21 protein-coding genes are annotated in these 22,663 nt (G+C 74.2%); 5 read left to right on the top strand and 16 right to left on the bottom strand.

Annotated features, from left to right (window positions below):
* Nucleotides 1-54: 54 nt before the first annotated feature.
* On the top strand, nt 55-744 hold the full coding sequence (locus AB0J24_RS01115) for a TetR family transcriptional regulator (protein WP_358673501.1): 690 nt from the start codon (nt 55-57) through the stop codon (nt 742-744).
* Nucleotides 741-1,943, top strand: a complete 1,203-nt coding sequence (locus AB0J24_RS01110) for an oxygenase MpaB family protein (protein ID WP_358673498.1) — start codon at nt 741-743, stop codon at nt 1,941-1,943. Before AB0J24_RS01115 ends, AB0J24_RS01110 begins: the two co-directional genes overlap by 4 nt.
* Before the next feature lie 21 nt (nt 1,944-1,964).
* Here the strand turns inward: AB0J24_RS01110 and AB0J24_RS01105 are convergent, their stop codons facing one another.
* From AB0J24_RS01105 to AB0J24_RS01065, 9 genes are all read right to left on the bottom strand, one after another.
* Nucleotides 1,965-2,768, bottom strand: coding sequence for a hypothetical protein (locus tag AB0J24_RS01105; RefSeq protein WP_358673495.1), 804 nt, complete (start codon nt 2,766-2,768; stop codon nt 1,965-1,967).
* A gap of 8 nt (nt 2,769-2,776) precedes the next feature.
* Complete coding sequence (locus tag AB0J24_RS01100; RefSeq protein ID WP_358673492.1) at nt 2,777-2,911, bottom strand: hypothetical protein; 135 nt, start codon at nt 2,909-2,911, stop codon at nt 2,777-2,779.
* A gap of 34 nt (nt 2,912-2,945) precedes the next feature.
* A complete protein-coding gene (locus AB0J24_RS01095; protein WP_358673489.1) occupies nt 2,946-3,851 on the bottom strand; it encodes a M56 family metallopeptidase in 906 nt (301 codons plus the stop codon).
* A gap of 77 nt (nt 3,852-3,928) precedes the next feature.
* Nucleotides 3,929-4,279, bottom strand: coding sequence for a BlaI/MecI/CopY family transcriptional regulator (locus AB0J24_RS01090; RefSeq protein WP_358673486.1), 351 nt, complete (start codon nt 4,277-4,279; stop codon nt 3,929-3,931).
* Nucleotides 4,280-4,345: 66 nt separating this feature from the next.
* Nucleotides 4,346-5,086, bottom strand: a complete 741-nt coding sequence (locus AB0J24_RS01085) for an enoyl-CoA hydratase (RefSeq protein ID WP_358673483.1) — start codon at nt 5,084-5,086, stop codon at nt 4,346-4,348.
* Complete coding sequence (locus tag AB0J24_RS01080) at nt 5,083-7,416, bottom strand: FUSC family protein (protein WP_358673480.1); 2,334 nt, start codon at nt 7,414-7,416, stop codon at nt 5,083-5,085. The genes AB0J24_RS01085 and AB0J24_RS01080 overlap by 4 nt, the downstream gene beginning before the upstream one ends.
* 40 nt (nt 7,417-7,456) lie before the next feature.
* Nucleotides 7,457-8,413, bottom strand: coding sequence for an SGNH/GDSL hydrolase family protein (locus AB0J24_RS01075; protein ID WP_358673477.1), 957 nt, complete (start codon nt 8,411-8,413; stop codon nt 7,457-7,459).
* Nucleotides 8,414-8,605: 192 nt separating this feature from the next.
* Nucleotides 8,606-9,925 carry an adenosylmethionine decarboxylase gene (gene speD, locus AB0J24_RS01070; protein ID WP_358673474.1) on the bottom strand — a complete coding sequence of 440 codons (1,320 nt, stop codon included), beginning with the start codon at nt 9,923-9,925 and terminating at the stop codon, nt 8,606-8,608.
* A gap of 64 nt (nt 9,926-9,989) precedes the next feature.
* Nucleotides 9,990-11,129: a type III PLP-dependent enzyme gene (locus AB0J24_RS01065; protein WP_358673471.1), complete on the bottom strand. Its 1,140-nt coding sequence runs from the start codon at nt 11,127-11,129 to the stop codon at nt 9,990-9,992.
* Between the two features lie 33 nt (nt 11,130-11,162).
* Here AB0J24_RS01065 and AB0J24_RS01060 point away from each other — a divergent pair, with 33 nt between their 5' ends.
* Nucleotides 11,163-11,630, top strand: a complete 468-nt coding sequence (locus AB0J24_RS01060; protein WP_358673468.1) for a pyridoxamine 5'-phosphate oxidase family protein — start codon at nt 11,163-11,165, stop codon at nt 11,628-11,630.
* Between the two features lie 6 nt (nt 11,631-11,636).
* On the opposite strand, the gene AB0J24_RS01055 is transcribed toward AB0J24_RS01060, so the two are convergent.
* Entirely contained in the window at nt 11,637-12,647 is a 1,011-nt protein-coding gene (locus tag AB0J24_RS01055; RefSeq protein ID WP_358673465.1) for an acyl-CoA dehydrogenase family protein, read from the bottom strand.
* A complete protein-coding gene (locus AB0J24_RS01050; RefSeq protein ID WP_358673462.1) occupies nt 12,647-13,837 on the bottom strand; it encodes an acyl-CoA dehydrogenase family protein in 1,191 nt (396 codons plus the stop codon). The genes AB0J24_RS01055 and AB0J24_RS01050 overlap by 1 nt, the downstream gene beginning before the upstream one ends.
* Before the next feature lie 72 nt (nt 13,838-13,909).
* Between AB0J24_RS01050 and AB0J24_RS01045 the strand changes: the two genes are divergently transcribed.
* Complete coding sequence (locus tag AB0J24_RS01045; RefSeq protein WP_358673459.1) at nt 13,910-15,382, top strand: NAD-dependent succinate-semialdehyde dehydrogenase; 1,473 nt, start codon at nt 13,910-13,912, stop codon at nt 15,380-15,382.
* A 71-nt stretch (nt 15,383-15,453) separates the two neighbouring features.
* Here the strand turns inward: AB0J24_RS01045 and AB0J24_RS01040 are convergent, their stop codons facing one another.
* The 5 genes from AB0J24_RS01040 to AB0J24_RS01020 all read right to left on the bottom strand — a co-directional run bounded on the left by AB0J24_RS01040 (nt 15,454) and on the right by AB0J24_RS01020 (nt 21,105).
* Nucleotides 15,454-15,780: a hypothetical protein gene (locus AB0J24_RS01040; RefSeq protein WP_358673456.1), complete on the bottom strand. Its 327-nt coding sequence runs from the start codon at nt 15,778-15,780 to the stop codon at nt 15,454-15,456.
* On the bottom strand, nt 15,777-17,840 hold the full coding sequence (locus tag AB0J24_RS01035; protein WP_358673453.1) for a hypothetical protein: 2,064 nt from the start codon (nt 17,838-17,840) through the stop codon (nt 15,777-15,779). The genes AB0J24_RS01040 and AB0J24_RS01035 overlap by 4 nt, the downstream gene beginning before the upstream one ends.
* A complete protein-coding gene (locus tag AB0J24_RS01030) occupies nt 17,837-19,552 on the bottom strand; it encodes a hypothetical protein (protein WP_358673450.1) in 1,716 nt (571 codons plus the stop codon). The genes AB0J24_RS01035 and AB0J24_RS01030 overlap by 4 nt, the downstream gene beginning before the upstream one ends.
* On the bottom strand, nt 19,549-19,926 hold the full coding sequence (locus tag AB0J24_RS01025) for a hypothetical protein (protein ID WP_358673447.1): 378 nt from the start codon (nt 19,924-19,926) through the stop codon (nt 19,549-19,551). The genes AB0J24_RS01030 and AB0J24_RS01025 overlap by 4 nt, the downstream gene beginning before the upstream one ends.
* A gap of 93 nt (nt 19,927-20,019) precedes the next feature.
* Nucleotides 20,020-21,105: a glycosyltransferase gene (locus AB0J24_RS01020; protein ID WP_358673444.1), complete on the bottom strand. Its 1,086-nt coding sequence runs from the start codon at nt 21,103-21,105 to the stop codon at nt 20,020-20,022.
* Nucleotides 21,106-21,642: 537 nt separating this feature from the next.
* Between AB0J24_RS01020 and AB0J24_RS01015 the strand changes: the two genes are divergently transcribed.
* Nucleotides 21,643-22,542 carry a glycosyltransferase gene (locus tag AB0J24_RS01015; RefSeq protein WP_358673441.1) on the top strand — a complete coding sequence of 300 codons (900 nt, stop codon included), beginning with the start codon at nt 21,643-21,645 and terminating at the stop codon, nt 22,540-22,542.
* The last annotated feature ends 121 nt before the right edge of the window (nt 22,543-22,663 follow it).

Here is a 22,663-nt window from a genome sequence, read left to right as displayed (position 1 = left end):
CGCGGCGCTCCCGACTTACTATCTGTGTGTACAAATAGTTTGTCGGGGAGTGCCATGACGGACGGGCGCAGGCAACGCGGTGCGGACACCCGGCGGGCGCTCGTCGACGCCGCCACCGATGTCGTCGTCACCGGTGGTCTCGACCGTCTGACCCTGCGCGAGGCCGCCGGCCGGGCCGGGGTCTCCCCCGCGTCGGCCACCTACCACTTCGGCACCGTCGCCGAACTGCTCGGTGCGGTGGTGGACGAGCTCGAGAACCGGAGCGCCGAGCGGCTCGCGGAGCTCACCCGGCGCAGCCGGGCGGGCGAGGTGACCCTGCTCGACGCCTGCACGACCTACCTGGTCGACCTGCTCGGCCCGGGCAGGCAGGCCTACCTGACGATGCTCGAACTGCGGATCCGGGCCGTGCGCGACCCGGGCCGGGTCGCCGCATCCGGTCGCGCGGACGCGGTGGTCCTCGACCTGATCGCCGGTTACACCGGTGACCGCGAGCGGGCCCGCGAGCTCTTCTCCGCGGTCACCGGGCTGGCGACGACCGGCGCGCTCGATCCTGCGCCGGCCGATCCGGCGCGGATCCGCGCACACATGGCCCGGCTGCTCGCCGGACACGACCTGCTCGGTACCGACCGCCGTAACGACAAGAGCAGTACCGACCACCGCAGTACCGACAGCAGCAGCGCCGACAGCAGCAGCGCCGCCCCGGCCGGGGCGGGCAGCGCCGAGATCGACGGAGGGCGACCGTGACCGCATCCTGGCCCACCGGCCGCTCCCCCAGGGCCGAGCTCGTGGCCCGCTTCGGCGAGGCCCGGGCCGACCTGGTCGGGCGTGCCCTGCGCACCGGTGATCCGCTCGCCGACGCCGTGGTCGACGAGATCCGCGCCCGTGGGCGAGCCGTGCGCGAGCAGTTCGATCGCGGTATCCGGCACGGGCTCGCCTCGCTGCAGGACCCACCACCGGCCGTGGCGGCACTGCTCAGCTCGGCGGAGTCACTGCCCGCCGGGATCACCCCGGCCGTCGTCGAGGCCGGCGCCCGCCCGGTGTTCACCTCGCCACCGCCGGTGCACACGCTGTCGCTGTCCGCCGGGGCGCTGCTGCGCACCTACGGATCGCCGTCGATCGCGGTACTGCTCGACACCACCGGCAGGCTGGTCGACGGCGCCGAACGACGGCTCACCGAGACCGGCCGCTGGCTGCTCTCGGCGACGCTGCCCGGTGCGCTGCGCCCCGGTGAGCCGGGTTACGTGATGACCCTGCAGGTCCGGATACTGCACGCACACATGCGCGAGCTCGCCCGCACCCGCGGCTACGACGAGCGGGCCCACGGGACCCCGATCAACCAGATCGACCTCGCCCGCACCTGGCTGGACTTCACCCTGGTCTCGTTGCGGGCCGAGGAGACCATCGGTTTCGGCCTCACCGATGCCGAGATCGCGGAGGTCTACACCTACTGGCAGCTGCTGGGGCACCTGCTCGGCATCGATGCCGAACTCACCGCGGGCGTCACCGGTCACCGGGCGGCCGCCCGGCTCGACGACCTGGTGACCGCGGTCACCGGGCCGCTCGCTCCGCAGGCCAGGGTGCTCGCCGGGGCCACCGTCGACGCCATCGCCGCACTGCTCGTCGGTTCGCTGCGCCTCCCGCGTCCGGTCGGACGGCTGCTGCTGGAGGTGCTGGCCCGCCGCTTCCACGGGCCGCAGGTGGCCGACGCCCTCGGGCTGCGCCGGTCCCGGCTGCTGGAGGTGGCGGTCGGAGCCGGCTCACGGGTCGTCCGGTTCCGGCGGGAGCGGCTGCGCCGCAGACCCGCTGCCCTCGAGGACAGTCGGCGGCGCAACGTCGCGGCCACCAGGGCCCTGCTCGCCGACGACCAGATCGGCCCGGCCCTGTTCCAGAGCTACCGGGGCGAACCCGGCCCGCGGCACGCACCCGAACGGCCGTCCCGGTAGACCGCGGAGGCCCCGGCGTGGTCATCGCGCACGGGTGCCGTTGTCCCACCATTCGATCTCCAGGCCGGCCGCCCGCACGGCGACGCCGGCGGTCTCCCGGTGCCCGGCCGCCGTCACCAGCAGCAACCCACCGGTGCGGCGGCGGTCCCGAGCCAGCGCCGCCGCGACCCGGGGCAACGGCTGCCGGTGCCGGCCGGCCTCGCCGAGCTGCGGATAGCTGTCGGCCAGGGCCAGCAGCGTCCCACCGGGACCGTCCTCCCGGCCGTAGACCACCACGAAATGGCCGACCGACCACTCCGCTGCCGGCAGCGCACTGTCGTCACCGGTGGCGAGATAGGCGTCGAGGGACTCCGGCGAGGCGTGCGAGGAGACGAGCCAGGCGGTGTCGAGGTTCGCCACCGGCAGCACCGGGACGCCGGTGAGGCCGTTGAGCAGCCCACGGAGCCGGTCGGGCGTCCAGCTCCCGCTCGCCGGGACCGCCGCGAGCATCCCGCCGGACAGTTGTTCGACGGCCCGTCCGGCGCCGTCCGCCGACGTCCCGGCCGTCCGTCCGCCGGTCGCCAGGTCGAGACCGGGCCACTGCCCGGTTCGCGGCGGCGCCCCCGGCGGCCGGGCACCGGGCACGTCGTGCGGCCACACCGCCGAGCCGGCGACGCGGGCGAACGCGGCGACGTCCGGCACCGGGCCGGCGCGGCGGTACCGGCCGGTCAGCCCCACGACGGCTAGCCGGGCCGCGAACGGCCCGCAGAGCTGGTCGGGCTGGGGCAGCGCGGCGGCGTGCTCGGCGAGCAGTGAATCGACACCGGTGAACGGGACGAACGCCATCGTCGCCGTCAGCACCCGGGCCGGCCGGCGACCGGCTCGTCACCGACGGTCCTGGTCCCGGCGGACGCGGCGTCCACGTCGCGGGGCGTGGTGACCGGCACACCCCGCGCGCCGACCGTGTCCGACGTGTCCACCGTGTACATGGTGGGTCAGCCTACGGCCGGGGGCGGGCCGCCGTCAGGGAATGAGCAGGGCCCACAGCGGGAGCGCGACGAGCGCGACGGCGACCACGCGGACCAGCCAGTGCACGGTCACGGGCAGCGCCGCGGGGGGCGCGGTGATCCGCTCGATCCGCGCATCCAACGCATCGGTGAACGACGACAGCGCGGCGGCCGGGGCGGATCCGCCGACCGCCTTCAGGGCGGTGGCCAGCTCGGTCGGGTCGCACAGCTTGCGCGCGACGTCGTCGGCCCGCATCTCGATCAGGCGCGCCACGGCGAGCTGGGCGGCCACCATCCCCCGCACGAACGGTGCGGTCGCACCCCAGGCGACGAACGGGAGCACCACCAGATCGTGCCGCTCCCGCAGGTGCGCCCGCTCGTGTGCGAGGACGGCGACCACGCCGGCGGTGTCCAGGGCGTCCAGCACCCCTGCCGAGACGACCAGCCGGGAACTGCGCCCGGGCAGGCAGTACGCGACCGGGACGGGGTGGTCGAGCACCCGCGTACCGGACGCGAACGGCCACGGTGTCGCGAGCACGTCGAGCAGGTCGCGGTGCCTGCGCCGGGCCCGCAGGGTGCGAGCGGTGGTGATCAGCAGCACGGACAGCAACCGGACCAGCAGGCCGAGTGCGAGGATCAGGGCACCGAAGTGCAACGGATCGAGCGCCGCCGGGAACTCCCCCGCGGCGACCGCGCCCATCAGCACCGATCCCGCCGCGGGCAGGCTGTCGCCGAGCGGGGAGAGGCCGTAGGCGAGCCCGGCGCCGAACAGCGAGATCCCGCCGCCGAGGCCGACCGCCTGCCACAGCAGCAGCGCCCCCACCGGGTCCCGGGCGGGCCAGCGGGCGCTCGCGAGCAGGCGACTGACCGGCTCGGCGAGCGCCAGGCCGAGCAGGCCGAGTGCCAGGGCGGTCAGCTCCATCGCGTCACATCGTGGCCGAGAGACCGTGATCCCGCTGAACGGGCCCCCCGTTTCGCGAGGTCACGCCCCTGCCGCACTCAGTCCAGCAGGTCTCTGAGCCGGGCCCGCTCCTCCTCGGACATCGAACCGAGGAAACGGGCGAGTGCCGCCCCGCGATCGGAGGCGTCGTCGAGCGCGTCGCTCATCAGCTCCGCCACGTGGTCCTCGCGGCTGGCGACGGGACGGTAGTGGTGCGCCCGGCCGTCCCGTATCCGGTGCACGAGCTGCTTGCGCTCGAGTCGCCCCAGCACGGTCAGCACCGTGGTGGTCGCCAGATCGCGATCCGCGAGCTGATCCTGCACCTCACGGGCCGTCATGTCCCTGTCCGCAGCCCACAGGACGTTCATGACCGCCCGCTCCAGCTCCCCCAGACTCGTCACGACGACCATCTTACGCGAGCCTTTCTACCGTGTGTAGAACGGCTCCGGGCACACGATCACACCCGGCCCGTCGGGTCAGCGCCCCCGGAACACCGGGGCCCGCTTCTCCGCCCGCGCCGCCCGGCCCTCGGAGATGTCCTCCGCCGACCAGCACGCCTCGAACCGGGCCTGCAGGTCCGCCACCACCTCGCCTGCGGTCTGCCCGCCGCGACCGAACGCGTTCACGGCCCGCTTGTTGTACGCCAGCGTCAGCGGGGCCATCGTCGCGATGTCGGCGGCCAGCGCGAACGCGGCGTCCCGGTCCCCGAGGGTGTCGGCCAGGCCGCGGGCGTGCGCCGTCGTCGCGTCCACGGTCACGCAGCCCAGCAGCAGGCTGCGCGCGGTGCCACCGCCGGCGATCTGCACCAGCCGCTCGATCGTCCAGGGATCGACGGCCAGCCCGAGCCGCGCCGTCGGGAGGGCGAACACCGCCTCGGGCGCGGCGACCCGCAGGTCACAGGCCAGTGCGAGCTGCAGGCCCGCACCGATGGCGGGTCCGGTGACCGCGGCGACCACCGGTACCGGCAGGTCGGCGACCGCGTGCAGGGCGGAGTAGAGCGCCTGCAGGAACTCGTCGCCGTAGACCTCGCCGAAGTCGGCTCCCGAGCAGAACGCCGGCCCCTCCCCCGCGACGACGACCGCGCGGGCGCCGTCCGCGCGTACCTGCTCGGTCGCCTCCACCAGCTGCCGGCACGTCGCGATGTCCAGGGCGTTGCGACGTTCGGGCCGGTGCAGCTCGATCAGTCCGACGCCGTCGGCGGTGTTCACGGTGATCACTTCCGGAGCCTAACCCGGGCCGGCCCGGGCTCGGTCCACTCACCGCCGCACAGCTCCCGGGCCAGCCCGACGGCGAGCTGGTCGATGCGGCGCAGCAGCCGGGCCGCGGCGAGCCGACGCCGCCGGTCCCCCGGCGGGGCACCGTCGGCGTCCCAACCGGCGGTGTCCACCGCGTCGCCGAGCTCGGGCAGCGCAGTGCCGCCGGACGACGCGGCGTCGGCCTCCGCGGCGTCGATCAGGTCCTCCGCCGAGACCACGCCGTACTCGGCGGGTCCGGCGCCCGGCCCGAGTTCCCGGCGGCCCGGCGGGCCCCATCCGTCGTTCAGCAGCCTGCGCAGCCCGTCGAGGTTCTCCAGCACCCGCGCGGTCGCGGGCTCCAGCGTGGAGGCCCACTCCGGCACGTGGGCGGTGGCCGCCTGGGCGGCGAGCAACCGGACGTAGTGGTCCAGCGCGCCGATCACCCGCACCGTGTGGTGCACCCCGCGGCGCAACGGGCGGCGGGAGATCGGATGCTCCAGCGGCCGGGCCCGTTCCCGGACGTCGGCCACCGCGGCGTCCACCGCGCGGGCCTTCTCCAGCGGGTCCCCGGCACCGGGGCGGCCCAGTGCCCGGTCCACCGACACCCGCAACGATTCCGCCACGGCGGTCAGTGCGACGTCGAGGGCCCCGGCGAACGCCGTCCTCGACCGCGTCGGCAACACCAGGTAGGCGGCGAGCATCCCGAGCGCACCCCCGACCACGGTCTCCTCGACCCGCAGCACCATCGTCTCCACGCTGAACTGGCCGATCACGCCGTAGAGCAGGGCGAGCACCGTGGTGAGCCAGAACGCCATCATCACCTGGGAGACCCGGACCAGGTACAGCGCGAGGAAGACACAGACGAACAGCAGGACCAGGCTGAGTACGACGTTGCCGCCGACCAGCACCGCCAGCAGCATCCCGGCGACCACGCCACCGGTGGTCCCGACGGCGCGGGCCCAGCCACGGCTGAGCACGTCACCGCGGCTGACCGCCCCGACGTAGACGATGAAGGCGGCGATCACCGCCCAGTACCAGCGGTCCGGCGAGATCGCCTCACCGACCACGATCGCGAGGCTGGTCGCCACGCCGACCTGCAGTGCCTGCCGGGTGTGCAGGCCGAGCCCGGCGTCGGGACGGGCGGCCCCGCCGTCGGTCCCGGACGGGTCGGGCGCGTCGTCGTCGCGGCGCTCACCGATACGGCGCCGGGTCTGCTCCACGGTCGTCTGCATCGCGTCCGCGAGCCGGCCGACCGCGAACGCGATCCGCTGCTCACGGGCGGCGCCGCCGCTGCCGGCCGCCCGCTCCGCGATCCCGGCGACCGAGTCGCGGGCGGACCGGTACAGGCTCGCCTCCATCGGGCGGGGGGTGCCGACGGCCGTCGCGGCGGCCAGTCCGCCGATACCGGCGACGAGTGCCTCCCGGTCGTCGTCCGGGACGGGATCGCGGTGCTCGACCGAGCGGCGCACCGACATCGCGACCCGTTCGGCCGCGAGCTCCGAGTCCACGATCCACTGCCGGAGCCCGGCCAGCTCGCTCTCGGCGCCCTCCGGGCCACCGGGCCGGGCGCCCCCGGGCAGCCGCCCGGGGCGGTACGCGGCCGGGTCGTCGTCCGCCTCGTCCAGCCGGTCGGCGACCAGCAGCGCGGTCTCGTTCAACCGGGTCTGGGCCCGCAGCAGAGCGCCCAGGTCGGCGCCCCCCGGTGGGGCCCGGAGCACCTCGCCCGCGGCGAGCAGCAGCGCGTGCAACCGGGCCTCGAACGCGCGCACCAGGGCGTCGATCACGTTCTCCACGCGGCGGGTGAACACCACGCAGCGGAGCAGGAACGTACTCCCGATCCCGATCACCACACCGGTCAGGAGGAACGGCAGATCGGCCGGGACCGCCTGCAGGAACAGCACGAAGAAGTACGGCATGAACGCGGCCATGCCGAGCGCGGCACCGCGCGGCCCGAACCGGCGGACCGCGACGGCGCCGGCCATCACCAGCACGAACACGACGTCGGAGGGGATCGGGTACGGGCTGAGCAGCACGGCCAGCGTCGCCGATCCGGCGGCGGGCAGGGCCATCAGCGCGGTGGTGACCCGGCGCCGGGACAGTGTCGGCTCGTTGACGGCCAGGTTGCTGACCATCGCCAGCACCACCGCGAACAGCAGGGTCGTCACGGGGCGACCGGTGAGCGTGCGCACCCCCTCGGCGGCCAGCGCGGCCACGATCATCGCGGCGGTCGCGACCGCCGCCATGTGCAGCCGGGTCCGGCCCGGGTCGACGGCCGCCGCCCAGGACCTCAGCTCACCCCACCAGCGCCTCACGCGGCGAGTCTGGCACCGGCGTGGGGCAGGGGTGACACGATCACCCGTCGGTGGACACCGAGGCGGCTTCCGCAGGCACCGGCTCGGCGACCGGCGGGGCCACCGGCACGCCGATCACGTCGCCGGTCGCCGCCGCCATCGCCCGCATGCCCTGCGCGTTCGGGTGCACCGGCGCGGCGGGCGAGGTCGGGACCAGACCCTCCACCCACTTCACTCCCGGCAGCTGGCAGATGTCGTGCCCGATGGTCGGGGTGTAGGTGTCGACGTAGTCGACACCCGCGTCGGCCGCCTGCTCGGCCAGCATCGCGTTCAACCGCTTCTGGGTGTCCCGCAGGTACGCGGTGTCACCGGCGCTGAACGGGGCGACCGGGTAGCAGCCCGGGCCGGTGTCCGGGAGGATCGACGGGTACCCGACGAGCGCGACCCGCGCGGCCGGGGACCGCTCCCGGATCGCGGCGAGCACGTCCGCGACGTCACCTGCGGCGTCGTCGATCCGTTCGGCCAGCTCGTCGTCGCCGTCCGCGGTGAAGAAGTCCTTGCAGGCGGCGCCGAGCAGGTTCGCCGACGACCGGGTGCTGCACTCGGAGATGATCGAGGCGAACCCGATGTCGTTGCCGCCGATGGTCAGCGTCACCAGCGACTCGGTGCCGTCCAGCGCGTCGAGCTGCGGCGGGTTCGGACCGAGCTTGACCGCCTGCGGCTCGGTCATGTCCTCGGTCGTCGCACCGCTGCAGGTGACGTCGGTGAAGTCGGTGAAACCGGCCGAGCGGGCCAGCACCGACGGGTAGTTGCGGCTGGAGCGCAGGCAACCGGCCGGCTGCCCGGTCTGCACCGGTACCAGCGGACCGGCCGCGTAGGAGTCGCCCAGCGCGACGTAGCGGCCGATCGGGGCGCTGTCGATGTTGCGCGCGGACAGCGTCGTCTCGGCGAAGGTCGTCGGGGCTTCGGCCTGGGCCGGCGCGAGGGCGCCCATGCCCGCCGTGGTCAGCAGGGTCATGCTCGCGACGGCGAGCCACCGGGCGGGGCGGGGACGGCGCACGGGCTCTGGGACCTCCGGTCGAGCGGCGACCGGTGACGGTCACCGGCCCTGCTCCGACCAACGACCCCGACCACCGGCGGTTACGACCCGATCGGCGGTGCGTGACGGGTGGTGGGAACCCACCGCCCGTCACGCACCGTCACCGACGGTTCAGCCGGTCGCCCGGCGCAGGGCGAGCGGCGCGACGAGCCGATGCCGCAACGAGACCTCGTCCCACAGCTCGGGACGGGCCGGCAGCTGGGCCAGCTGGCCCGCGGCGACCTCACCCGGGTCGGCCATCGGCTCCCGGACACCGGCCAGGAACGCCCACTCGTGTTCCTCGCAGCCGATGTAGATCCCGCGGCCACCGGTCGCCCCGAAGACCGCCTGGAAGCGCTGCCAGGCCGAGCGCAGGGTCGCGTCCCGCCACACCGCCGGGCTGCCCGCCTGGAACACCAGCACCCCGCCCTCGGTGAGCCGGTCGGCACAGGCCTGCACGAACGACTCCTCGTAGAGCCGGTTGATCTGCGCCTCGGGCTCGTCGGGCCGCTCGTCGGGCAGGTCGACCAGGATCAGGTCCCACTGCTCGGTGGAGTCGAGGACGAACCGCCGGCCGTCGCGGTAGGTGAGGTGCACCGGGCCGTCGCCGCGCTCGGCGGCGGCCAGCGACTCCGGCGTGTAACCGTAGGGCAGGTGCTCGGCGCAGATCCGGACGGCCTCGGTGTCGATGTCGACGTGGTCGACGCGGGTGGCGCCGGCGCTCACCGCGAGCTCGGACGCGACCCCCTCGGACGAGCCGACGATCAGCACCCGCTCCAGCTTTCGGGCCAGCAGCGCACCCGGCCAGAACAGCGCCTCGTGGTAGGTGAGCTGGGTGTGCTCAGTGGACTGCCGCTCGTCGTCGCAGAACAGGGTGACGCCCTGTGCGGTGTCCGCGACGACGACCTTCTGGAAGCCGGTGTGCGCGACGTGGTGCACCGCGCCGAGCTCCCAGCGGCGGGTGAGGCCCTCGGCGATCGGCTCGGTGATCGTGTGCGGCGCCCCGCCGCGGTCGACGACCTGCAGCGCCGTGTCCGCGGCCCCGACCTTCTCGGCGAGCCGCTGTACCGCGGCCACCGGGTCGGCACTCTCACCGCAGGTGAACACGTCGACGTGCATGCCACCGTGTTCCGGCCAGGTGTGGATCGAGGCGTGCGACTCGGCCAGCACCGCGACCACGGTCGCGCCCTGCGGTTCGAACCGCTCGGTGACGATCTGGCGGACCTGCGCACCGGACTCGGTCAGCGCGGCGGCCAGGTCACCGCGGAGCCGGTCGACGTCGTCGAGGACGGCCGGGGCGATCCCACCCAGCTCGGCGAGCACGTGTCTGCCCACCGGGGAGGACGTGCTCGGCAGCGCGGGATCGCCGGTGCCGTCGAGAACGGTGCTCGGATGGAGCTCCCCGGCCGCGGCGGACGGCAGGGGCGGGGTCAGCGAGGTGGAGAACGACACGTCCGGACACGCTAACCGCCATCCGGGCCCGGCGCCCCCTCCGCGCGGCGGGTGGTGGCACGCCTCATGTCCGTTCGGCGACCACCACCTGCAGCGGGCCGAAGCCGTTGAAGCCGACCGAGGCGTAGCTGGAGGTGTACGCGCCGGTGCCGAGCAGGTCCAGCACGTCGCCCGCGGCGAGGTCGCGCGGCAGCGCGACCGGGGTCCGCCGGTAGATCACGTCGTCGCCGTCGCAGGTGGGTCCGGCCAGTACCGCCGGCCCCGGCGGGCCGGACCGGCCCGGCACCCGGATCGGGTACCCGACCGCCTCACCCTCGGTCTCGGCGAGTCCCTGGTAGCGACCGACGTCGAGATAGACCCACCGCCGGTGGTCCACCCCCGGGCGCCGGGAGACCCGCAGCACCGTCGTCCGCAGCACCCCGGCCGGCGCGGCCAACGCGCGGCCGGGTTCCAGCATCAGGGTCACGTCGTCGAACCGGCCGGTGGCCGTCGCGGCGGCCACCGCCTCGCGCACCGCCGCGGCGAACACCTCCGGCCCGGGGACCTCGGTTCGGTAGGCGACCGGCCAGCCGCCGCCCAGGTCCAGCTCCGGTCGACGCAGCCCGGCCCGTCCGGCGACGCTCAGCGCGGTCCCGACCGCGTGCGCGTAGGTCTGCGGACGGGTCTGCTGGGACCCGGCGTGGAAGGTGACCCCCGCCGGCACCAGCCCACGCTCGCGGATCCGGTGCAGCAGCGACACGGCCTCGCCGGGGAGCGCGCCGAACTTGCCGTGGAACGGCGTCGCCGAGCCGCTGTCGTCCACCACCAGCCGGACCTGCACCCGCGCACCGGGCACCTCGGCCGCGAGCACGTCGACGTCCTCGGCGCTGTCGGTGACGAACCGCCGGACCCCGTCGGCGGCCGCCCGGGCGGCCGCACCCGGCCCACGGACCGGGTTGCCGTGCTGCAGCGTCGCCGGGTCGGCCCCGGCTCCCAGGCACAGCTCGATCTCCTGCTGCGAGGCGACGTCGAAACCGGCCCCCTCGGCCACCAGCGCCCGCAGCACGGCGGGCTCCGGGCAGGCCTTGACCGCGTAGAGGATCCCGGCCCCGGCGAACGCCGTACGGAGCGTGCGATGCCGTCCTCGCACGACCTCGGGATCCAGTGCGAGGTAGGGCGTCGGCCGGTCCTGCGCGAGCACCTTCTCCAGTCCGGGTGAGAGCACGCCGTGATGGTGCCGCACCGTAGGTTGGGGCCCGTGACCGCACCGAAGCAGCAGCGCCGCGCCCGGAAGATCGCCATGACCGAGCAGGAGGTCACCGCGTTCCTGCAGGAGCAGCGGACCTGCCGGGTGGCGACCAACGGCACGAACGGGCCGCATGCGACACCGCTGTGGTACCTGTGGGACGGCGAGGCGTTGTGGCTCACCTCGCTGTCCCGTTCCCAGCGCTGGACCGATCTGATGGCCGATCCGCGGATCGCCGCCGTCGTCGACGCCGGGCACGACTACGGCGAGCTGCGCGGGGTGGAACTGCGCGGATCGGTCGAGGTCGTCGGCGAGGTGCCGCGCACGGGCGAGCCGCATCCCGAGCTGGAACGGGTCGAGCAGGCCTTCGCCGACCGCTACACCGGCGGCCAGATCGTGATCGACGGCCGGCACGCCTGGCTCCGGCTGCGCCCCGAGAAGATCACCAGCTGGGACTTCCGGAAGCTCGGGAAGGGCTGACCCGGCTCACGGCCTGCCGGTCACCAGCGGCCAGAGCCCGTCGGCGCCCGCTCGCAGGGCCAGCTCGCCGACCCGGTCGTTCCAGTGGGCCTCGTTGCCGTCCTCGTCGCGCCAGGCCCACAGCCGGGTGGTCACCAGCCGCAGGTCGTGCTCGCGGGTGAAGCCGATCGCACCGTGCACCTGGTGGGCGATCCGGGCGACGGCGGTGGCCGCCTCCCCGCAGCGGGACTTCGCTGCCGCGACCGCGAACGCCGTCGCCGGGTCGGCGAATCCCGCGGTGGCCGCGGACCGGGCCGCGGCGCCGGACGACGCGGTGGCCGCGGCGACCTCCGCCCCGGCTTCGGCGAGCATCTGCTGGACGGCCTGGAAACGGGCTATCGGGCGGCCGAACTGTTGCCGCTCCCCCGCGTAGCCGATGGACCGGGCGAGCGCGCCGCGGGCCGCCCCGGCCAGCAGCAGCGAGCGGGCGAGCGCGGCCCGCAGCTCCAGCTCGGCGGCCGCACCGGACGGTGCGGCACCGGCGGCCACCGGCGTGACGCCGGTGAAGGTGAGGGTGTCCCGGGGCTCCTCGGCGACGTTGGTCCCCTCGCTCACGGTGGCGTCCTCGGTGTCCAGCACCAGCACCCGGTCACCGTCGAGGACGACGACCGCGACCAGCGCGCGACCCCACGGCACCCGGTGCAACCGCACGGAGACGGTGTCGGTGCCGTCCCCGGTGGCCGATCCGGTCACCGCGACCGACGGTCCGTCGGGCACCGTCAGCCCGGCCGCACCGGCGAGCCAGCCGCCGAGCAGGTCGGTCTCGGCGAGCGGAACCCGGGCCGCCCAGGCGCCCGCCGCCTCCAGCAGCACGGCCGAGTCCTCGAGGGTCCCGCCCACCTCGGGATCGGTGAGGGTGGTCAGACCGGACTCGGCGCAGGCCTTCCAGGCGGCGGTGTCCAGACCGGTCGCGTCCGTGTCGTAGGACGCCGCGAAGATCGACTCGGCGAGTTCGGCGAGCTCGGCGTTGCGGGCCATCAGCGCAGTCCCATCCCCCGCGCGACGATGCCGCGCAGAACCTCGTTGGTGCCGCCGCGCAGGGTGAAACCGGGGGCGTGCAGCACGGCGTCGGCGAGCAGCCGGGCGAACCCGCCCTCGGCGCCCGGGTCGGGCGGTGTGTCCACCAGCAGCCGGGCCGCGTCGACGATCTCGTTCTCGTAGCGGGTGCCGAGGTCCTTGACGAGCGCGGCGGCCAGCTCCGGTGCCGCACCGGACTCCAGCGCCCCGGCGACGGCCAGCGACATGCCGCGCAGCGTCCACACCCGCGACACGAGCGAGCCGATCCGGCGCCGGGTACCCGCGTCCGCCGCCTCCCCCGCGGTCAGCTCCCCGACCAGCGCGGCGAGCAACGGATAGGTCGACAGGAACCGCTCCGGGCCGGAGCGCTCGAACGCGAGCTCACCGGTCACCTGGGCCCAGCCGTTGCCCAGCTCGCCGAACACCCGCGAGTCGGGGATGAAGACCTTGTCGAAGACGACCTCGTTGAAGTGGTGCGCTCCGGTGAGCAGCGGGATCGGCCGGATCTGCACGCCCGGCCGGTCCAGCTCGACCAGGAACTGGGAGAGCCCGGCGTGCCGGTTCTTCTCGTCCCGCGGCGCGGTCCGGACCAGCGCGAAGAACGCGTGCGCGTGGTGCGCGCCGGAGGTCCACACCTTCGTCCCGGACAGCTCCCAGCCGCCGTCCACCCGGGTGGCCCGGGTGCGCACCGACGCCAGGTCCGAGCCGGAGTCGGGCTCGGACATGCCGATGCCGAAGTAGATCTCGCCGCGGGCGATCCCCGGCAGGAAGGCCTGCCGCTGCTCCTCGGTGCCGTACCGCAGCAGCGACGGCCCGATCTGCCGGTCGGCGATCCAGTGCGCGGCCACCGGCGCGCCGGCGGCCAGCAGCTCCTCGGTGACGACGTAGCGCTCCAGCGCGCTGCGCCCGTGCCCGCCGTACTCCGGTGGGATGGTCATCCCCAGCCAGCCGCGCTCGGCCAGCCGCCTGGAGAACCCCTCGTCCCAGCCGGAGAGCCACACGTCGACCCGCGGGGTCCACGCCCCGGTGGCCCGCTCGGCAGCCAGGAAGTCCCGGACCTCCGCCCGCAACCCGGCCAGGCTCCCGGGCAGCTCGAGCGGATCGGGGACCAGCTCGGGGAGCCGGGTCAGCGTCGTCGATGTACCTGCCACGGCGTCATCATGGCGTGTGGCCACCACCGCTGCGCCTGTCTATGGTGCGGCTCACCGGGGTACGTTTCGCCCATGACCACCAATGCTGACGAGCGCAAGGTCCTGGAGGCCGTCCCGACCGGACTGTTCATCGGCGGGACGTGGCGACCGGCGGAGAACGGGGCGACCACACCGGTCGAGGACCCGGCCACCGGCGCGGTGCTGACCGAGGTCGCCGACGCCTCCCCGGCCGACGGGATGGACGCGCTCGCCGCGGCACACGCCGCGCAGCCCGGGATCGCTGCGCTCCCGCCGCGGCAGCGCAGCGAGATCCTCTACCGCGCCTACCAGCTGTTGCACGAGCGGGCCGACGACCTGGCCCTGCTGATGACGCTGGAGATGGGCAAGCCGCTGGCCGAGGCGAAGGGCGAGGTCGTCTACGCCTCGGAGTTCCTGCGCTGGTTCGCCGAGGAGGCCGTCCGGATCGAGGGCGGCTACCAGGTCGCGCCGAACGGCCTGACCCGCTTCCTGACGATCCGCCAGCCGGTCGGCGTTTGCGTGTTCGTGACGCCGTGGAACTTCCCGCTCGCGATGGGTACCCGCAAGATCGCCCCGGCGGTCGCCGCCGGTTGCGCGTCGCTGATCAAGCCCGCGCCGCAGACGCCGTTGACGATGCTGGCGTTCGCCCAGGTCCTCGCCGACGCCGGGCTGCCCGACGGGGCGCTGAACGTGATCAACGCGACCGACGCCGGTGCGGTGATCGAGCCGATCATCCGGGACGGGCGGGCCCGCAAGATCTCCTTCACCGGTTCCACGCCGGTCGGCAAGAAGCTCCTGGAGCAGGCCGCGGACAAGGTGCTGCGCACCTCGCTGGAGCTCGGTGGGAACGCGTCGTTCATCGTGCTCGACGACGCCGACGTGGACGCGGCGGTCGAGGGCGCGATGGTCGCCAAGATGCGGAACATGGGCGAGGCGTGCACCGCGGCGAACCGCTTCTACGTGCAGCGCGGCGTGGTCGAGGAGTTCACCTCCAAGCTGGCCGAGCGGATGGGGGCGCTGAAGGTCGGCCGGGGCACCGAGGACGGCGTCCACGTCGGTCCGCTGATCGACGCGAAGAGCCGGGACAAGGTCACCGACCTGGTCGCCGACGCCGTCGCGAACGGCGCGAGCGTCGCGCTCGGCGGCACCGCGCACGACGGGCCGGGCTACTTCTACCCGCCCACCGTGCTCACCGACGTGCCTGCGAACTCCCGGCTCAACCACGAGGAGATCTTCGGCCCGGTCGCGCCGATCACCGTCGTCGACTCCGAGTCCGCGGCGCTCGACGCGGCCAACGCCACCGAGTTCGGCCTGGTCAACTACGTGTACACCCGGGACCTGAACCGAGCGCTGCGGATCGCCGAGAACCTGGAGAGCGGCATGATCGGCCTCAACACCGGACTGGTGTCGAACCCGGCCGCCCCGTTCGGCGGGGTGAAGGAGTCCGGCCTGGGTCGGGAGGGCGGCCGCATCGGGATCGACGAGTTCCTGGAGACCAAGTACGTCGCGATCGGTTACAGCGGCTGACGGCCCGACGGGACGTGCACGGGGCCCGGTGCCGAACGGCACCGGGCCCCCGTCGTCGTCGGTCCGGCCGGTCAGGGTGCGGGCGGCGGGTCGGCCGGGGCGGGCGCCAACGGGTCGGCCGGGGGCTCCCCCGGCCCGGCTCCACCGGTGGCGGCGTCGGCCGGGGTGGTCAGCTCGGTCTGACCGTTCAGCAGCAGGTCGACCAGCGTCGCACCGCCGTTGAGGGTCAGCAGCACGACCAGCACGACGATCGACCCGGCCACCGCCGCGGTCAACCCGCGCTGGGCGGACCCGGCCGTGTTCAGCCGGCCACGATTGGTCTCGACCACCCAGGCACGGGCCGCGAACAGGGCCAGCATCACGCCGAAGACGATCCAGGTCAGGACGAATCCGTTCACGGTGCGGGCACCTCCTCCCCGCCCGGCGCGGGCGCCGGCGCCGGCGCGCCGGGGGCCGGCTCGTTGCGGACCAGGATCGCGTTGAAGCCGTTCTCGTAGGTCGCCCGGTACTGGCCGGACGCGATCAGCTGCTCCCGGATCGCGAGCGTCCAGCCCTCGGGCTCACCGTTCAGCACGGTGCCCTGCTTCTCGATCGACTGGTAGAACAGCAGCGTGTCCGGCTGGACCAGGTCGATGCACCGGAACGGGTCGGCGGCCAGGATCGCGCAGCCCTCACCACCCGAGGCCATGTTGTTGTGCTCCCCCACACCTTCGACCGCGTAGGGGCCGACCGTCGCCAACGGCTGCACCGTGGAGCCGGGCGCCGCTTCGGCGTAGGCCTGCCGGGTCATCTGGACGTCCTCGGTGGTCACGTCGAGGTAGGCGTCGTTGCCGCCGCGGATGAGGATCAGCATCGGGAACAACACCAGCATGCCGCCGGCCAGCAGGTACTCCCGCTTGCGGTCCACCCGGGCGAACGCGCGCAGCGCGTCCACCGCCAGGATCGTCAGGATCGGCAGGCCGTAGAGGATGACGCGGAACAGCAGCTCGCCGCCGTAGCTCTGGACGACCGCCATCGCCATCGGGATACCGGCCAGTGCGATCGGCACCAGGTCGCGACGCCGCTTCCAGTACACCCAGGCACCGGCGATCGCCAGCAGCCAGGTCAGGACCGGCATGACCGCCCGCAGCAGCTTCACCGCCAGCTGGCCCTGGTCGCCCTGCAACCGCTCGAAGAAACCCGCCTCGATGGCGCCTGCGTCACCGGAGGCACCGGTGATCATCGTGATCTGGGTGAGCCAGAAGTCCCGGGCGGAGATCAGGATGAACACGATCACCGCGAAGGTCGCGACGATCACCAGCCCGCGGCCGCGGAACCGGCCCACGACGGCGAGCACCACCAGCTGCCCGATGATCGCGAACGGGGTCAGCTGGTGCGTCGGTGCCAGCGCGATCAGGCACAGCGACGCGCAGAAGTAGATCAGCAGCAGCTGCCTGGCCGGCAGGGTCGGCACGTTCGGCGGGGTCATCGCGCTGATCAGCCAGCGTCGCCAGCGGGGCAGCGGCGGGGCTCCCCGGTGCGGGCGCGGCCAGCCCGGCACCCCGGCGTTGTCGACCCGGCGGGTCGCGAGCGGGCCGAGCGCGAAGGTCAGCACGGTCAGCAGCAGCACGATCGCGGTGGCCTGCGGCGAGAAGTAGTCCTGCTCGATCCAGTTCAGGCCGACGAACAGCCACGCCGCCACCCACGGCGCGCGGGTGCCACCCAGCATGGAGCGGGCCAGCGCGTAGACCCCGATCGCCCACACCGCGACGACCGCGGGCGGGTACCAGCGGAGGATCGTGTCGAGCTGGTCGGCTCCGGCGGCGTCGCGGAACCAGGCCCACTGGGCGAAGAACGCCGGCCAGTAGAACCGGGCGTCCACCCCGGTCGGGGGCACACCGTTGCCGGCGACCGCGTCGACGAAGCCGGAGATCAGCCAGGCGGTGGTGAACCGCGCCTGCGGCTGGACGACCGAGGGCATGCCGGTCGAGCACAGGATCAGCACGCCGGTGGCGGCGCCGAGCATCGGGATGCGCGGGCGGGGCGACCACAGCTCGACCACGCAGCAGGCCACCGCGAGCGCGACGGCGAGCCAGCCGAACGGGCTGAGCACCGCGGCGAGGCCCCAGCCGTCCATGTCGGAGAGGTCGGTGGTGGCCGCGGCCAACGGCAGCAGCAGCACCGCGAGGACCGCGAGCACCGGGGCGCCCCAGATCCACAGCGGCGACAGCGGTTCCGCGGGGCCGGGCGCCCCCGGCGGTGGCGGCGGGCCGTCACCGGCGGGCCCCGGCAGCGGACCCTGCCGGGGGCGGACCGCCGTCGTCGGCGAGTCGGGTCCGGGTGCGGGCAGGTACTGGGTCCGCTCGCTCGGGCTCGCCTCGGCGGGCCGGGCCGACGCGGCGACGGCCGTCTCGGTCCCTGTCGCCCGGGACCGGGCGGACGGGTCGGGCTCGCCCGTCCGGCGGGTCTCCGACGTCACGACTTCACCTCCGAGGTGCTCCGGCGGTTCCATGCCGGGACGAATCTGAGCGCGAGGGCGCACAGCAGTTGCGCGCCGACGTATCCCAGGACCATCGGCAGCATCATCATGCTGACGGATGTGGTTCCGGGTTCGGGCAGCGGGACCAGTCCGGCGAACACCACGACCATGCCGGTGTTCAGCAGCTGGATCTTCGCGTAGCCCATGCCGTCGCCGTCGGCCTGCCTGCGGGCGAGCTCGAACACCACGATCAGCCGGAACAGCAGGCCGATCATCAGGACCGCCAGCGCCGGGGCGCCCTCGGCGTAACCCGACCCGAGCAGCGAGAGCACCGGGTAGCCGAGCAGGGCGCCGACCGCCAGCACCGGGACGAACAGGATGATCATCCGGCGGCGGGCCAACCGGGCGAACTCCTCGGCCCGGTGCGGCTCCCGGGCGGTCTGCACGGCCAGCGAGTTCGTGAAGAAGGTCGCCGCCAGGTCGATGACGGTCACCGCCTGCCAGCAGATGAAGAAGACCGCACCGACCTCGTTGCCCATCCGGAGGTTCGCGAACAGCGGGACCTGGTTGTAGAGCAGCGCGTTGCCGCACTGGGCCAGCGCGGTCGGTGCCAGGAACGCGATCGCCTCGGCCCGGCTGGGCACGACCCCCGGGCCACCGGACGCGGCGAAGCGCCGGGTCATGTACCAGAGCATCGCGGTGCCGGCGGCGACCCAGAGCACCACCGGGATGGCCCAGGACAGCACCATCGCCTGCGAGTGCAGTGAGGCGCCGAAGGCGAGCAGCAGCACGATCCGCACGACCGCGAACGTGCCGTTGCGCCACACCGCGACCCAGGGTCTCCCGATCGCGACCATCACGAAGTCGTGGACCACGAACACGCCCCAGCCGGCGCAGGTGAGCACCAGAACGAGCAGGCCGAGCCCGATGCTCCCGCCGCCGGCGGTCTCCGCGATCCGCGGAACGATGACGCCGTAGACCAGGCCGATGAGCCCGGACAGCGGCATGATGAGCAGCAGGGCGCCGAACGTCAGCCGGACCGACTTGCGCCCGGCGCCGGGGAGCCAGCGCATCAGACCCAGGCCCAGGTTGAGCTGCGCGATGCCGCCGATCAGCTGGAACGCCGAGACGAACTCCGAGGCCCGGCCGACCTCGGCCTGCGGCATGATCCGCGCCGCGATCAGCACGCCGAGCAGGCCGGCGACCGAGCCGAACGCCGAGCACAGGGTCAGCGCGATCCCGTCTCCGATCCCGCCGTTGCGGGAGTGCCGGCCCTGGCCGCCGGCACCGTCGCCGTCGTCGTCGTCACCGCCGCTGCGGGGGCGGTCGACGGGCGGCGGGGGCGGGTTCTCCCCCGGCCCCCGCAGCCCGACCACCGGCAGGTACTCGGTGCGTTGCTCGGCGAGCCGGCGGGAGCGCGCGCGGGCGTGCGCGATCTCCAGCCGTTGGGTCGGCGCGTCCGACCCGGCATCCGGTTCCGGTGGCGTGCCCGGCGCGGGCCCGCGCCCGGCGTGCCGGCCGACCGGGGCGGACGGGGGCAGCGCGGCCGTCGCGGGGTCGGCGTAGGGGTCGCGGGTGTCGTAGCCGGAACGGGAACGGCGGGCGGGTAGCACCCGGGTCCCGTCGCCGTCCGGCGCCTGCGGGCCGGGGGGCTGGCCGGGACCGGGGGCGCCCGCTTCGCGGCGGGAGCGCGCCGGCCCGACCGGCCTCACTGTGCGACCACCGCGTGCCGGAGCAGGAACGGGACGCTGATCAGGGTGACGAGGAACAGGGCCACGCTGGGGTACCAGAGCCCGAGGCTCACCATCAGCTGGCCGCCGATCAGGGTGACCGCGGTGCCCACCCCGAGGGTCAGCAGCCACACGTGCGCCGCGGGTGCCCGGCGCAGGAAGCCGGCGGCGGCCCAACCCGGACCGAGCAGCAGGAAGCCCATCGTGACGAGCAACCGGAACTCGCCCAGTGCACCGCCGCTGATGTCGAGCAGGTTCAGCACGCAGGCGACGACACCCGCCACCACCAGCAGGATCGCCACGTAGCGACGCGCGGTCCTCGCCCGGGTCAGCTCTGCTGCGGACGGCACGCTCACCGCGGCACTCCCCTTCTTCCGATCACCGGCGCCCGTCCGATCGGACGGGCGCCGGTGGTTGTCTCGGCGACCCCGAGGGTCGCGGTGGGTCGGTCAGGACGCCTCTTCGCCCCATGCGTACCGCACGCCGACCTGGTCGGGCCGTCCGGTCCCGTCCGGTCCGGACGCGGCGGTGGCCCGGGCGGACCCGGCGGCGACTCCGGCGCTGCCGACCTCCTGACCACGGCGGTCCCGCCCGGACGGCTGCGGAGCGGGCGCCGGCCGGTTCGGCGGAACGGCCGGCACGTCCCCGGCCGGCGGGCGCGGAGCCGGGCGCGGGCGCTCCGCCGGAGCGGTGGACGGGCCGCTGGCGGAGACGGGCGGTGCCGGGTTGATCCTGCCCGTCCGGTTCGTCGGGTACCCGCCCGGGTTCCCGGCGGGGGTGACGACCGCGGCCGGGGCCGTACCCGGGACGCCGGCCCGGTCCTCCCGGGAGGCCCGGCGGCGCTCGGCGGCCAGCGTGCGCAGCACCCGGGTGCCGTCGGCGAAGGTACGCAGGTTCGTCTCGCCGAACATCCGCTCCCGCTCCACCGAGGGCACCTCGGTGATGGTGAAACCGGCAGCGGCGACCCGGCAGTTCAGGACGGTCTCGATCTCGAAACCGTCACCCCAGTACATCCCGCCGTCCGGGTGCGGCGGCAGGTCGACCGCGGGCAGCTCCAGCACCGGCAGGATGTCGGCCCAGAACGCGTTGTAGCCGTAGCAGAGGTCGGTGTACCGGGTGCCGAACAGCGTGTTCGCGACCAGGTTCAGGCCGGCGTTGCCGCTCTTGCGCAGCAACGTGATGTCGTCGCTGCCGCCCCCCTTGGTGAAGCGGCTGCCCTTGGCGAAGTCGGCCCCCTCGACCAGCGCCCGGACGAACCGCGGGATCTCCTGTGGGTCGGCCGAACCGTCGGCGTCGAACATGACCAGGACGTCACCCGTGGCGGCGGCGAAGCCGCAGGCCATCGCGTTGCCCTTGCCCTTGCGGGTCTGACGCACGATCCGCGCGCCGGGCAGCACCCGCTGCGCGGTCTCGACGGTGCCGTCCGTGGAGTTGCCGTCGACGACGATGACCTCGTGGACGGCCGGGCGCACCGCGGCCACGGCCGGGAGCACGACCTCCAGGTTCCGCGCCTCGTTGCGGGTCGGCACGATCACCGACACCCTCGGTTCGCTCGGACGACGTGGGTCGTGGTCAGGGCGCTGGTTCACCGGTCTCTCCCCCGAATCGATCGGTACTGGGCGCACGCGGATGGCGAGCTTGCTCTCTGTGCCCGGCGGCGACGGCGGCGCCGGATCCTGCCGCCCCCACAGCGGGGGGCATACGGCTTATCTCCGGCACCGGCGCTCGCGTTACGTGACCTCGACCGCATCGGGTACCACCCGAGCGGAGCAACGCCGTGCCGGTGACGCCGATCTCGGGGCCGCAGGGCCTTGCGAGCACGTCCCGAATACTACGGACGGTGCACCGATCGGTGGGGCGCGGGACCGCCCGAACAGCCCCGGAGCGGGTGGCGGACTCCGATTCTCCGACGAGCGGCGAACCGATCACGACGAACGGAGGATCGCCGATCGACTTTCGTCCCGCGTCCCCGCGGACCGCCGCGGGCCGGGCCGCCGCCGAGGGACCCGGGCGCGGGGAGGGGTAGCGTCACGTGCCGCCCGCACGTCACTCCCGACCCCATGAGGTACCCGATGAGGCCCGGCGGCTTCCTGCCCAGCGTGTCCGTCTGCATCCCGGTCTACAACGGCGAGGCCTTCCTGGCGGAGACCATCCGCAGCATCCTGGAGCAGACGCTGGGGGACTTCGAGCTCGTCATCCTGGACAACAACAGCTCCGACGCGACGTGGCAGATCGCCGCGTCGTTCCGCGACCCGCGGATCCGGCTCGAGCACAACCCGGAGACGCTGCCGCAGGGTGACAACTGGAACCGTGCGGTGCACCTGTGCCGGGCACCTCTGATCAAGCTGGTGTGCGCCGACGACCTGCTGCACCCGCGCTGCCTGGAGCTGCAGGTCCCGCCGATGCGCGACGACCCCTCGCTGGCCGTCGTCGCCGCGCGCCGCCACATGATCGACGAGCAGAGCCGGGTGCTGGTGCCCCGGCGCGGTCTGGGCGGCGGCCTGGTCGGCCTGCACTCGGGCAGCGAGGTCGCCCGGCGGGTGATCCGCAACGGGGCGAACCCGATCGGCGAGCCGGGCAACGTGCTGTTCCGCCGGGAACAGTTCGTCACGGCAGGCGGCTGGCGGGGCGACCGCCGGTACATCATGGATCTCGACCTGTGGATGCGCCTGCTGCAGTACGGCGACTTCCTGGGCCTGCCGGAGACCCTCGCCGCGTTCCGGATCTCCCGCGGCTCGGTCTCGGCCGAGTCCGAGCAGCAGATCTCCGACGAGCAGCAGCTGTTGCTCGACGAGCTGGGCGGTTCCGGCGCGTTCGACGTGCGGCCGCTGGACGTGCGGATCGGCCGGCTGGCGCTGCCGCTGGGCCGGGCTCGGCGCAAGGCGTTGTTCAAGGTGTCCCGGATCGCGGCCCGCAAGGACGACCGGGTGCTCGCCGAGCAGCAGGAGGCGGCGGCCGCCGAGGGCCGCTGACGGGCGGCCCCCGACGGCACCGACGGCCGGCCCCGTCCTCCGCTGCCCGGCCGCCGGTGTGACGGCAGTGGGGGCGCGGGGCCCCGGGGGGCGCACCCGGCCGCCCGCCCCCCCAGAACAA

This window comes from Pseudonocardia sp. NPDC049635, from assembly GCF_040659795.1.
Classification (GTDB): domain Bacteria; phylum Actinomycetota; class Actinomycetes; order Mycobacteriales; family Pseudonocardiaceae; genus Pseudonocardia.
Note: the sequence above shows the minus strand (reverse complement) of the source record. Positions and strands in the feature narration are given on the sequence as shown.

Bases quoted from the DNA above. Each gene is read 5' to 3' on its own strand.
- AB0J24_RS01115 (WP_358673501.1), top strand. From the start codon at position 55: ATGACGGACGGGCGCAGGCAACGCGGTGCGGACACCCGGCGGGCGCTC.
- AB0J24_RS01105 (WP_358673495.1), bottom strand. From the start codon at position 2,768: ATGGCGTTCGTCCCGTTCACCGGTGTCGATTCACTGCTCGCCGAGCAC.
- AB0J24_RS01100 (WP_358673492.1), bottom strand. From the start codon at position 2,911: ATGTACACGGTGGACACGTCGGACACGGTCGGCGCGCGGGGTGTGCCG.
- AB0J24_RS01095 (WP_358673489.1), bottom strand. From the start codon at position 3,851: ATGGAGCTGACCGCCCTGGCACTCGGCCTGCTCGGCCTGGCGCTCGCC.
- AB0J24_RS01090 (WP_358673486.1), bottom strand. From the start codon at position 4,279: ATGGTCGTCGTGACGAGTCTGGGGGAGCTGGAGCGGGCGGTCATGAAC.
- AB0J24_RS01075 (WP_358673477.1), bottom strand. From the start codon at position 8,413: ATGACCCTGCTGACCACGGCGGGCATGGGCGCCCTCGCGCCGGCCCAG.
- AB0J24_RS01055 (WP_358673465.1), bottom strand. From the start codon at position 12,647: ATGGCCCGCAACGCCGAGCTCGCCGAACTCGCCGAGTCGATCTTCGCG.
- AB0J24_RS01045 (WP_358673459.1), top strand. From the start codon at position 13,910: ATGACCACCAATGCTGACGAGCGCAAGGTCCTGGAGGCCGTCCCGACC.
- AB0J24_RS01015 (WP_358673441.1), top strand. From the start codon at position 21,643: ATGAGGCCCGGCGGCTTCCTGCCCAGCGTGTCCGTCTGCATCCCGGTC.